11 protein-coding genes are annotated in these 12,897 nt (G+C 31.5%); 10 read left to right on the forward strand and 1 reads right to left on the reverse strand.

The window, feature by feature from the left end; all coding sequences use genetic code 11:
- The first annotated feature begins 3 nt into the window (after positions 1–3).
- The 5 genes from KTF99_RS07245 to KTF99_RS07265 all read left to right on the forward strand — a co-directional run bounded on the left by KTF99_RS07245 (position 4) and on the right by KTF99_RS07265 (position 7,673).
- Positions 4–3,765: a phosphoribosylformylglycinamidine synthase gene (locus tag KTF99_RS07245; RefSeq protein WP_029480127.1), complete on the forward strand. Its 3,762-nt coding sequence runs from the start codon at positions 4–6 to the stop codon at positions 3,763–3,765.
- Position 3,766: 1 nt separating this feature from the next.
- Positions 3,767–5,152 carry an adenylosuccinate lyase gene (gene purB, locus KTF99_RS07250; protein ID WP_008791642.1) on the forward strand — a complete coding sequence of 462 codons (1,386 nt, stop codon included), beginning with the start codon at positions 3,767–3,769 and terminating at the stop codon, positions 5,150–5,152.
- 127 nt (positions 5,153–5,279) lie between these two features.
- Entirely contained in the window at positions 5,280–6,092 is an 813-nt protein-coding gene (locus KTF99_RS07255; protein WP_003537606.1) for a Cof-type HAD-IIB family hydrolase, read from the forward strand.
- A 145-nt stretch (positions 6,093–6,237) separates the two neighbouring features.
- On the forward strand, positions 6,238–7,098 hold the full coding sequence (locus tag KTF99_RS07260) for a tyrosine-type recombinase/integrase (protein ID WP_003537607.1): 861 nt from the start codon (positions 6,238–6,240) through the stop codon (positions 7,096–7,098).
- Positions 7,099–7,433: 335 nt separating this feature from the next.
- Positions 7,434–7,673: a hypothetical protein gene (locus KTF99_RS07265; RefSeq protein WP_008791643.1), complete on the forward strand. Its 240-nt coding sequence runs from the start codon at positions 7,434–7,436 to the stop codon at positions 7,671–7,673.
- 28 nt (positions 7,674–7,701) lie between these two features.
- On the opposite strand, the gene asnA is transcribed toward KTF99_RS07265, so the two are convergent.
- Positions 7,702–8,709 carry an aspartate--ammonia ligase gene (asnA, locus tag KTF99_RS07270; RefSeq protein WP_217215503.1) on the reverse strand — a complete coding sequence of 336 codons (1,008 nt, stop codon included), beginning with the start codon at positions 8,707–8,709 and terminating at the stop codon, positions 7,702–7,704.
- A 153-nt stretch (positions 8,710–8,862) separates the two neighbouring features.
- Between asnA and KTF99_RS07275 the strand changes: the two genes are divergently transcribed.
- The 5 genes from KTF99_RS07275 (at position 8,863) to KTF99_RS07295 (ending at position 12,897) form a co-directional block, all read left to right on the forward strand.
- Positions 8,863–10,137 (forward strand): L-cysteine desulfidase family protein, encoded by a 1,275-nt coding sequence (locus KTF99_RS07275; protein WP_003537612.1) that lies wholly within the window; start codon positions 8,863–8,865, stop codon positions 10,135–10,137.
- Positions 10,138–10,430: 293 nt separating this feature from the next.
- Complete coding sequence (locus tag KTF99_RS07280; RefSeq protein WP_083824715.1) at positions 10,431–11,333, forward strand: LysR family transcriptional regulator; 903 nt, start codon at positions 10,431–10,433, stop codon at positions 11,331–11,333.
- Positions 11,334–11,481: 148 nt separating this feature from the next.
- Positions 11,482–11,700: a hypothetical protein gene (locus KTF99_RS07285; protein WP_003537615.1), complete on the forward strand. Its 219-nt coding sequence runs from the start codon at positions 11,482–11,484 to the stop codon at positions 11,698–11,700.
- 20 nt (positions 11,701–11,720) lie between these two features.
- Positions 11,721–12,575, forward strand: coding sequence for an aldo/keto reductase (locus tag KTF99_RS07290; RefSeq protein ID WP_003537616.1), 855 nt, complete (start codon positions 11,721–11,723; stop codon positions 12,573–12,575).
- A 16-nt stretch (positions 12,576–12,591) separates the two neighbouring features.
- Positions 12,592–12,897, forward strand: coding sequence for a Dabb family protein (locus KTF99_RS07295; RefSeq protein WP_009300249.1), 306 nt, complete (start codon positions 12,592–12,594; stop codon positions 12,895–12,897).

Consider the following 12,897-nt stretch of genomic DNA (forward strand, 5'->3'; position numbering starts at 1 on the left):
AAAATGAGTGATGTAAAGCGTATTTACGTTGAAAAAAGAACAGCGTATGCAACAGAAGCAAACGAAATTAAACATAATTTAATTGAACAATTAGGGTTAGAAATTGATACCTTAAGAATTATCAACCGTTATGATGTTCAAGGAGTTAGTGATGGCATTTTAAAACAAGGAATCAACACTATCTTGGCTGAACCAATGGTCGACGATGTTTATCAAGAAGAATTTCCTACTAATAATCAAGAAGTAGTTTTTGCAATCGAATTTTTACCTGGTCAATATGATCAAAGAGCAGATTCATGTGAACAATGCTTTGCTATTTTAACAGGGAATAGTAGTGCTAAAGTTAAATGTGCACGGGTATTTGCCATTACTTTTAAAGGCGATAAAGATGAAATTTTGACGAAGATTCAAAGCTTCTTGATTAATCCTGTTGATCAGCGTCTTGCTAGTTTAGAAAAACCAGCTGATTTAAATGATGTTGCTCCAGAAATTAAACCGGTGCCTACAATTAATGGGTTTAATGAATTAGATAAAACCGATCTTGAAAAGTTCTTAACTGACAATGGTATGGCTATGAACTATGAAGATTTAAAAGTAACTCAAGATTATTTTAAAAATGAAGAAAAAAGAGATCCTACTGAAGCTGAATTAAAAGTATTAGATACTTATTGGTCTGATCACTGCCGGCATACAACATTTGCAACAGTTATTACAGATTTAGATATTGAAAATGGAGCTTTTAAAGAGATCTTAGAAAAGGATATTGAGGATTATAAAACTAGTCGTCATTTAGTTTATGGTATTGATACAAAACGACCTTTAACATTGATGGATTTAGCCACAATCTCAATGAAAGAGTTACGTAAAACTGGTTATTTAGATGATTTGGAAGTATCTGAAGAAATTAATGCCTGCTCAGTTGAGATTACGGTACATACAACTGATGGTGATGAGCAATGGTTATTAATGTTTAAAAATGAAACACATAACCATCCAACTGAAATTGAGCCATTTGGTGGAGCTGCTACTTGTTTAGGTGGAGCAATCCGGGATCCGTTATCTGGTCGCGCTTATGTATATCAAAGTATGCGGATTACAGGGGCTGGAGATCCTCGTAAATCATTAGCAGAAACAATGGCTGGTAAGTTACCTCAACGTAAATTGTGTCAAGAATCTGCCCATGGTTTTTCTTCTTATGGTAACCAAATTGGGTTAACTACAGGTTATGTTCATGAAATTTATGATGACGGATATGTAGCTAAAAGAATGGAATTAGGAGCAGTTGTTGCAGCGGCACCAAAAGAACAAGTAAAACGTCTAGAACCTTTAAAAGATCATATAGTTTTATTGATTGGTGGTCGTACTGGACGTGATGGTATTGGAGGAGCGACAGGTTCTTCTAAATCTCACGATGTTAAATCAATTGAAACAGCTGGGGCTGAAGTTCAAAAAGGAAACCCGGTTGAAGAAAGAAAAATTCAACGTTTATTTAGAAATAAAGAAGTTAGTGAAAAAGTGGTTCGTTGTAATGACTTTGGAGCTGGTGGTGTTTGTGTTGCCGTTGGTGAATTAGCTCCAGGATTAGTAATCGATTTAGATGCAGTCTTGAAAAAATATGAAGGGTTAACAGGAACAGAGTTAGCTATTTCTGAATCACAAGAACGAATGGCTATTGTAATTGATGAAAAAGATGCGGATTTCATTAAAGCTGAGTGTGCTAAAGAAAACCTAGAAGTAGTTCAAGTTGCAGTGGTTACTGATCAAAACAGATTAGTAATGAAACATATGGGTGAAGATATTGTTAATATTTCTCGTGATTTTCTTGATGCTGCAGGCGCTAAACGTTATCAAAATGTTAAGATCACTTTACCAGATTTTGAAAAGACACCTTTTGATAAACAGTCACAAACTAGTTTTGTTGAAACTGTGAAAGAAACTTTATCAAAATTAAGTGTTGCTTCACAAAAAGGGTTAATTGAAAGATTTGACTCTTCAATTGGTAATGGAACAGTATTATCACCATTTGGTGGAATTAAATATCATACTGAAACTGAAGGAATGGCAGCATTGATTCCAGTGTTAGGAAAAGAGACAACAACAGCTTCAGTTATGACTTATGGTTATAATCCATTGATTTCAAAATGGTCACCATATCACGGAGCAATGTATGCAATTGTTGAATCGGTAGCGAAGATTGTGGCTATGGGTGGAAATTATCATACAATTAGATTTTCATTCCAGGAATACTTTGAGAAACTTCTAGACAACCCAATTACTTGGGGAAAACCAACGGCTGCTTTATTAGGGGCATACCGTGTTCAAAGTGCGTTAAAATTAGCTTCAATTGGTGGAAAAGACAGTATGTCAGGATCTTTTGAAGATTTACATGTACCACCAACTCTAGTTTCTTTTGCTATTACAAGTGGAGATGTTAATGATATCATGACACCTGAAATTAAAGAAACTGGTCATGTTTTAGCTGAAATTATTATTAATAAAGATCAATATCATATATTTGATTTTAATCATCTTCAAAAACAATACGATGCGATTATGGAATTAATGAAAGATAAGAAAATCTATAGTGCTTATACTGTTAAAGATGGTGGTGTTATTGAAGCCGTTAGTAAAATGGCTTTTGGTAATGGTGTTGGAGTAGCTTTTAATAATGAAAATAGTCTTGAAAGCTACATAGTGCGTGATTATGGTAATATTATTATTGAGGTTAAATCTGAAAAAGATTTAAGTATCTTTGATAATTATCGTATTGTTGGAACTACTAATGATAGTGAATTATTATCTTATGGTGGTGAAACAATTTCATTAGATGAAGCTTATGCAATTAATAAAGCGCCTCTAGAAAAAGTATATCCAACAAGAGAAAAAGCACCTACTAGTAAAATCAAAGTGGCAGCTTGTAAAACAAGATCAGATCTTAAACCAAAAGTAACAGTAGAAACACCTCTAGTTGTTATTCCAGTATTCCCAGGAACTAACTGCGAATATGATTCAAAACGTGCTTTTGAAAAAGCGGGAGCTAAAGTTCAATTAGTTTTAATTAGAAATAAGACTGAACAAATGCTTAAAGATTCAATTGATGAATTAGAAGTTGCCATTAAACAAGCTAATATTGTAATGTTACCAGGTGGTTTTAGTGCTGGCGATGAACCTGAAGGTTCTGGTAAATTTATTGCCACAGTATTGAAGAATCCACGTTTAAAAGCAGCAATTACGGATTTATTAGATAATCGTGATGGTTTAATGATCGGAATTTGTAATGGATTCCAAGCATTAGTTAAATTAGGATTATTACCATATGGTAAAATTCAAGAAATGTCTAAAGATGATCCAACATTAACATTCAATACAATTGGTCGCCATGTTTCTCAGATGGTTGATACGCGTATTGGAAGTGTTAAATCACCATGGTTAAAATATGTCAATGTTGATGATATTCATACAATTCCAGTAAGTCATGGAGAAGGGCGTTTTGTAGCTCCTGAGGAAGTGATTGAAGAATTGTTTGAAAATGGACAAGTGTTCTCACAATATGTTGATCCTAATCGTAAGGTAACAATGCAAACACCATACAACCCTAATGGTTCAATGTATGCGATTGAAGGAATTGTTTCTCTAGATGGACGTGTTATTGGTAAGATGGGACATAGTGAGCGTCAAGGTGAAAACCGCTTTAAAAATGTTTATGGTGAAATGGACCAAAAATTATTCGAAGCTGGTGTAGATTATTTTAAAGGTGGAAAATAGAATGGAAAAACAAGAATTTGAATGTCTAACCCTGTGTCCATTAGATGGTCGCTATTCAGGTGTTAAAGATGCTTTAGGAGAATATTTCTCTGAATATGCATTAGTTAAATATAGAGTTTTCGTTGAGATTCAATGGCTAAAGTTCTTAATTGAAAATGTTGAAAGTGACGTTTTAGCTAAATTTGATTTACAAGATATGGATAAACTTACTACTATTTCAAGTGAGTTTAATTACGACTCTTTTGCTCGAATTAAAGAAATTGAAAATACAACACGCCATGATGTTAAAGCAGTGGAGTATTTTATTGATGAAAAAGTTGATGCTTTAGGATTTGGATATTTACAAAGCTTTGTTCACATTGGTTGTACATCTGAAGATATTAATAATACTTCATATGCTTGCATGCTAAAATATGGATTAAAAGATGTATGGTTACCAAAAGCTAAAGAATTTGCAGCTATCATTGATAAATGGGCTGAAGAACATAGTAATGATGCTATGTTGGCGCATACTCATGGACAACCTGCAACACCAACAACAATTGGTAAAGAATTTAAAGTTTATGCTTATCGTTTTTTGTCTAGTATTGAAAATGTTGAAGCAGTTAAAATCAAAGCTAAGTTCAATGGTGCAACAGGTAACTATAGTGCTATTTTAACGGCTTTCCCTAATGAAGATTGGCAAGTTTTAGCAAAAAAATTTGTTGAAGAGTACTTAGGTTTAACATTTAACCCATTGACTACTCAAATTGAAAGTCATGATTATACTTGTCATATTTTGGATGGTATTCGTCATTTCAATAATGTATTAGTCGATTTTGATGTTGATATGTGGCTGTATATTTCAATGGAATACTTTAAACAAATTCCAGTTAAAGGTGAAGTTGGAAGCAGTACTATGCCACATAAAGTAAATCCTATTCGCTTTGAAAACAGTGAAGCTAATATTGATATGTCTAATAATATCTGTATTGCTTTATCTAATAAACTTCCTAAGTCAAGAATGCAAAGAGACTTATCAGACTCTTCAAGTCAAAGAAATTTAGGTTTAGCATTTGGGTATTCTTTACAAGCCATCAATGAAACGATGAATGGGTTGGCTAAGTGTGTAGTTAATAAAGACAAACTAGCTAGTGACTTAAATGAAAAATGGGAAGTATTAGCAGAACCAATTCAAACAATGTTAAGAAAGTATGGAGTACCTGATGCTTATGATACTTTAAAAGCTTTAACAAGAGGTAAAAGTATTTCTAAAGAGGATATTCTAAAATTTGCTGAAAGTCTGGATATCTTATCAGATCAAGATCGTCAAACTTTAGTTGATATGACACCGGCTTCTTATATTGGTTTAGCTAAAGAACTTGCTAAAATCGAATTAAATAAATAGTAGAAAATGACTGGTTTCCAGTCATTTTTTCATTTTATGAAATAATCTACAATCTTTTTATAAACAATATATACTAAGTTATATAAAGATACGTCACATTATAACGAAAGATGGAAAGGATGTAAATATGAATGTAAAATTAATAGCAGTAGATATGGATGGAACTTTTTTAACAAATAATAATGAATATGATCAAGAACGATTTACGAGGCAATACGAATTTATGAAGGAAAAGGGAATTCATTTTGTAGTTGCTAGTGGGAATCAATATTATCAACTAAGATCTTTTTTTCCAGATATTCATAACGAGTTGGCTTTCATTGCTGAAAACGGAGCTTATATCGTTGATCAAGGAAAAGATGTTTTTGTTGCAAAACTTGCAAAAGAGGATATTCAGACAGTTTTAAAGGTAGTTAATCAATATCCTGAAGTAGAAAAAATTGTCTGTGGTCGAAAAAGTGCTTATATTAGTAAATACATAGATGAAGATTTTTATAATACAATGAACTTTTACTATCATCGTCTTGCTAAAGTAGATAACTTTGATGATTTTGATGATACTATTTTTAAGATATATCTGCATTGTTCAAAAGATAATTTTGAAACGATTTTAACAGAATTGAAAGAGAAGATCGGACATATTATGACACCAGTTGATTGTGGACATTTTGGAATTGATTTGATTATCCCTGGGATTAATAAAGCACATGGAATTAACCTGTTAATGGAACGTTGGAAAATTAGTGATGCCGAAACAATGGCATTTGGGGATAGTGGTAATGATTTAGAGATGCTTGAGCAGGCTACATATGGTTTTGCCATGGCAAATGCAAAAGAAGCAATTAAGAAAATTGCGGATTACACAATTTCCTCTAATGAGGAACATGGTGTATTAGAGGTAGTTGACTGGTATATAAGTAAAAAAAAGATGTTTGAATAAAGAAGATGTAAAGATAAATTACTTCTTCTTTTTGTTTGTTTATTTTTCGTAAAAAATCCAATAATATATATGATTTATTTAATAATATGAGATGTATATGTTATTATTTTATATTAGATTATTGAGATTAAGGAGATTATTATAGATGAATAAAAGAGAAATAAATCAAAAATTAATCGTTAATTACAAAAATCATCTAATTGATGAAGAAAAAAGTTTAGCAACAATAACTAAATATATACGGGATATTGAAAAATTTTATCAATATGCGGATAAAAAGGAAGTTACTAAGGAATTAGTTAAATTATATAAAGAAGAATTAATGAAATCATATAAGCCTACTAGCATAAATAGTATGCTTGCAGCATTAAATCAGTTTTTTGAATATAATGGTTGGCTAGAATGTAAAATCAAAGAACTAAAAATTCAAAAAAGAGTTTTTTTAGAAGAAAGCAAAGAACTATCAAAAGATGAATATAAACGATTAGTTAATGCTGCTCGAAAGCAAAAAAACGAGCGTCTATATGTTTTACTGCAAGCAATTTGCTCAACTGGAATACGTGTTAGCGAACATCGATACATTACAGTCCAAGCACTTAAGGATGGGTATGCGCAAATATATAATAAAGGAAAAGTAAGAGAAATTTTTTTTAGTGATGATCTAAAAAGAATCTTATTAAAATATTGTCATAAAAATAAAATTGAAAATGGGGCAATATTTGTAACCAGAAGCGGAAGACCGTTAGATCGCAGTAATATTTGGAAAGCGATGAAAGATTTGTGTGATGATGCTAAGGTTGAGCGCAGTAAAGTTTATCCTCATAATTTACGTCATCTTTTTGCGGTTACTTACTATAATTTAAAAAAAGATATTGCACGTTTAGCAGATTTATTAGGACATTCAAGTATGGACACTACTCGTATTTATACAATGTCAAGTGGTCGTGAATTTAAAAGATATTTTGATCAGATGGATCTAGTATTTTCTAACCGAAAAAATAATTAAAATAAAAATCAAATACCACATAACACGTATTATGTGGTATTTGATTAACAAGAACTATTCTTCTGAATATCATTTTACATCATTAAGTTAATTTTAACAAGGAATTTGAAATATTATTAACAGCATTTTTATGGGAATCTCGGACAATTATTTTCTTTTTTTCTAAAATATATATTTTTTAATATTTTTAAAAATTTATTCACACTTAAAAGAACCTCAAATTTTTAATTTTTTAAGGTTGTTTTTGCAGTGTTTATTTTTTATAGTAGTTTACCACATAATACGTGTTATGTGGTAAATAATATATATTTAATAAGATATTGAGGGGTACAGAAGTGGAAAAAGAAGAGTTATTAGGTCAATTAAGAAATATTACAAATTGTATGATTATTTCTGATTTAAGGTATGTTGGTAAAGATGTATTGTATTCTGCAATTCTGTCTTTAAATGTTGATGATTATAGTATGAAAGAATGGCATGATGCAATTATATATTTAACTGGAAATGATGTAGATAAATCAATTGGTAAAGCTGCTGCAAAAGAATACCTATGTGACTATTATCGTCATAATTAAAAAACATTGGAGTATCTTCCAATGTTTTTTATAGTAAATTAATATTGTGTTTAGTACATTCATCAATCATTTCTTGTGGCCAAATACTTGCCTGAACTTCTCCAACATGAACTTTTTTCAATAATAACATACATAGTCTTGATTGCCCGATTCCACCACCAATTGTGTATGGTAATTCTTTGTTAACGATTTGACTATGATAAGGGAGTTTAAGACGATCTAAACAATTTTCAGCTTTTAATTGTTTTACAAGTGTATCTTCATCGACTCTAATTCCCATTGAAGAAATTTCTAATGCACATTGTAATGGTTCAAACCAGAATAAAATATCCCCATTTAAATTCCAATCATCATAGTCAGGAGCCCGACCATCATGTTTAATTCCACTTTTTAATTTACAGCCTACGCCCATTACAAAAACACATCCTAATTCTTTACAAATCGCTGTTTCTCTTTCGTTAGGAGTTAAATCGGGGTAACGATCTTCTAATTCTTGAGATGTAAAGAAATGAATTTTATCATGAAGGCGGTTTACAGCATGTGGATATTTATACCATACCTCATGTTCCATATGTTTGATTACTTTAAAAATCTTTTTAACATGACGTTTTAAAGTTTCTTCAGTACGTTCTTCTTTAGCGATCACTTTTTCCCAATCCCATTGATCTACGTAATAAGAATGTAAATTATCAACTTCTTCATCTTTTCTAATGGCGTTCATATTTGTATATAAACCTTCATGCATTTTAAAACCGTATTTTTTAAGTGCCATTCTTTTCCATTTAGCTAGTGAATGAACTACTTCAATTTGTTCTCCAGGTATTTCATTAATAGTAAATGAGACAGGTGATTCGAAACCATTTAAGTTATCATTTAAACCACTACTTTTTTGAACGAATAGCGGAGCAGATATTCTTGATAAATGTAGAGCGCGTCCAATCTCTTTTTGGAAAGTATCACGAATATATTTAATTGCTTCCTGGGTTTGACGAAGATCCAAAACTGGATCGTAGTTTTCAGGTATAATTAAGTTCATTGTAATTATTAATCTCCTTTTAATTATTTTCTACATTGTAACATGTATAAATACATGTATACAACTATAAAATCGAGTAATTTTTATAAACGTTTATTGTAAAAAGTAAAAAAAGACGATAAGATTATAATTACAATAGAAGGAGGCATAAAAATGGCACTTGATGAAATAAAATATCAGACATATGTACAAATCTTAAAAGAGGAATTAGTACCGGCGATGGGGTGTACAGAGCCAATTGCTCTTTCTTATTGTGCTAGTAAGGCCCGTGATATTTTAGGAACTACTCCAACACGCTGTCTAGTTGAAATAAGTGGTAATATTATAAAAAATGTTAAGAGTGTAATTGTACCTAATACAAACGGATTAAAAGGGATTGAAGCAGCAGTAGCAGCAGGGATAATTGCTGGCAATGCGAACAAGGTATTGGAAGTAATTGCTGATGTAAAAAAAGATCAAATCAAGGAAATAAAAGATTATTTAGAGCATAATTGTATTATAGTAAGACCATTAGAAACGGAGCATATCTTAGATATTAAAATTACTTTATTTGATGATGATAATTATGCCATGGTCAGAATTGTTGATCAACACACTAATATTATATCAATTGAAAAAAATCATAGAGTTTTATTCTCTAAAGAAAATAAAATTTGTAATAATGAAATGGTAATTGATCGTTGTAGCCTAAACGTTAAGGATATTTTGGAATTTGCCAATATTGTTGATCTAAATGATGTCAAAGAGATTATTTCAAGACAAATTGCTTATAATAGTGCCATTGCAAAAGAAGGATTAACTAATAATTATGGCGCCAATATTGGTAGTGTTTTATTAAATTCAGGACAGGATATTATTACTCGTGCAAAGGCATTTGCCGCTGCAGGAAGTGATGCACGAATGTCAGGGTGTGAATTGCCAGTTGTTATTAACTCTGGAAGCGGCAATCAAGGAATGACCGTTTCTTTACCAATCATTGAATATGCAAAAGAGCTAAATGTTAATGATGAGAAGTTATACCGTGCTTTAGTACTAGGAAATTTGATTGCGATTCATCAAAAAAATGGAATTGGTCGTTTATCTGCTTATTGTGGGGCTGTTAGTGCCGGATGTGCAGCTGGATGTGGAATTGCTTATTTATATGGTGCTGATTATGAATGCATTGCTCACACAATTGTAAATTCACTAGCAATAACTTCAGGAATTATTTGTGATGGTGCAAAATCTTCTTGTGCGGCAAAAATTGCAGCTAGTGTGGATGCTGGTATTCTTGGATATAAGATGTATTTAGATGGTCAAGAATTCAAAGACGGTGATGGAATCGTTGTTAAAGGTGTAGAGAATACGATTCGTAATGTTGCTCGTCTTGGTAAAGAAGGAATGAAAGAAACAGATAAAGAAATAATTAAGATCATGACAAACTGCTAACTTTTTATTTTATTAGTATGCTATGAAGTGTTTATTATTTTATAGAATGAGTTAAAATTATAATCATGTGGTATAAAATGAAAATATTGGAGAAATAGTATATTTATGATGACAGAGAAAAATCATCTCAAAACAACTGACTGATTAATTGAGGATTAGTGATAAAATAATTTCAAAATGGGAATGTGGAGTTTCCTAAACAAAAGGATATTAAGGAATAACCTGTATTTACCTGCTTGCAAATGAATATAGGTATAAGAGAAATGTTGTAAATGTATTTCTATTATTCTATAATGAAACAAAAAGCAGGTGGGGAAATGGATATTAGAGTTTTAAATTATTTTTTAATGGTTGCAAGAGAAGAAAATATAACAAGAGCTTCACAACTTCTTCATATCACACAGCCTACGCTTTCAAGGCAGCTTATGCAGCTAGAGGAAGAATTGGGTGTCAAATTGTTTCAAAGGAGTAATCATAGTATATACTTAACAAATGACGGCTTATTATTTCGCCGTAGAGCACAGGAAATCGTGAATTTGGCAGATAAGGCACAGGCGGAATTAAAACAAGATACTGATGTATTATCAGGAAACATTGCAATTGGCTGTGGAGAAATGAGAAGTGCACAAGAAATCGCAAAACTTATCACTGATTTTCAAAACATATACCCTTTCGTACAATTTGAGTTATATAGCGGAAACAACGAAAATATTAAGGAACGTATGGAACAAGGTACTTTAGACTTGGGCTTGTTATTAGAACCAGTGAATGTCGTAAAGTATGATTTTATCCGTATGAGGACAAAAGAACAATGGGGCGTTCTCATTCATAAAGATAATCCCCTTTCTAAGAAACAGGTAATCTACCCTGGTGAATTAGTAGGCACAAAGGTTATAACAATACACCTTGATACGCCAGTTCATCATGAGTTGGCAAGTTGGTCAGGGGATTTTGCGAAAGAAATGGAATCATGTGCAAATTATAATCTATTGTATAATGCTGTAATTGTTGCCAAAGAGAAAAAAGGAGCAGTTATCTGTGTGAAGTTAGATAATTATTATGATGACATGAAGTTTATTCCTTTTGAACCTAAACTTGAATTAACTTCTGTACTTGCATGGAAAGACCGTCAATCATATTCTAAGGCAACAAATACCTTTATCAGTTTTATAAAAGACCGCTATAAACATAATTAAAATAGAAATTCAATATTTGTATTTCTGTTAATCCAACATAAGCATTAGACATATCAATGAATGAACTTTAAAATATAGGTGTAACAAGATAACCCGCTATCTTGGTGCACCTATTTTCTTTGAAAGGGGTGGAAAATTGAACCTTTACATGAGGGGTGAAAAATACAATACAATCCTTAATGATTTGGGGTTCACAAATGCAAAAATTGAATTATATATTAGACTTTCACATTTAGGCACTTCAACAAAAGAAAAACGAATACAGATAGTAAGCGAAAAACGTAGAAAAATTCTTGAAGAAATTCATGTAAAAGAAAATCAATTACAGGAAATAGATTTTTTACGGCATGAATTACAGAATGCGTAAATGAAAAGGAGTTGAAAAAAATGGAGTTTATCACTTTAAGCAATGGCGTAAAAATGCCTGCACTTGGATATGGAACATTCACAATGAGCAATGAGGAAACAGAGCGTTGCGTTTTGGAAGCAATTAAAACTGGATATAGACTGATTGATACAGCACAAGCATATTACAATGAAGAAGGTGTTGGTAATGCAATCATAAAATGTGGTGTACCTAGAGAAGAATTATTTATTACAACAAAGATTTGGATTGAAAATGCTGGATATGAAAAGGCAAAGGCTTCGCTTCATGAGTCTTTGAAAAAATTACAGATAGAATACATTGATTTAGTTCTTATTCATCAGGCGTTCAATGACTATTACGGAACATGGAAAGCCTTAGAGGAAGCATATAAATTAGGAAAAGTAAGGGCAATAGGAGTGTCTAATTTTTACCTCGACAGATTTATGGATTTAGCAACTTTCAGTGAAATTAAGCCTATGGTAAATCAATTAGAAACTCATGTTTTCCAACAGCATAAAAATGATAAAAAGTTTTTAGAGAGATATGGAACAAAATTGGAAGCATGGGCACCATTTGCCAGAGGTAGTCAAGGTATTTTTGAGAATGAAGTTTTAATGAAAATTGCAAAACAGCATAATAAAACAATCGGGCAAGTAGCATTACGTTTTCTAATTCAGAATGGAATAATCGCTATTCCTAAGTCGACTCATAAAAATAGAATGGAAGAAAACTTTAATATATTTGATTTTTCACTATCAGATGAAGAAATGAAAAAAATTGAAGAATTGGACTTGGGTGAAAATGTATTTATGAACCACGAAAATGCAGAGGATATTGATAAATTTTTCAAAATGTTTCATGTCGGGCAGAAATAAAAAGGAGAGATGAAAAATGATAAGACATATTTTTATTGCAACAATCAAAGAGGGAGTAACTGACAGTGAAATCCAAAAAGAAATGGAATTGATGAGAAGCATGAAAAATGAACTTCCGGAAATCAAAGAAATTATCGTAGAAAAAAGTAAAGGGTGGATTGGTCTAAGTGATGTTGTTACTATGACGATTGATGTAGAAAGTAAACAAGATTTTGACAAAGTTATTCAAAGTGTTGCTCATCAAAAGGTAAGTGCAACAGCACCAGACTTTTTCAGAACAGATAATTTTATATTAACACAAATAGAATATGAAAAGGAGTAG

Source organism: Erysipelatoclostridium sp. MSK.7.34 (genome assembly GCF_019041935.1).
Lineage (GTDB): Bacteria > Bacillota_I > Bacilli_A > Erysipelotrichales > Coprobacillaceae > Thomasclavelia > Thomasclavelia ramosa.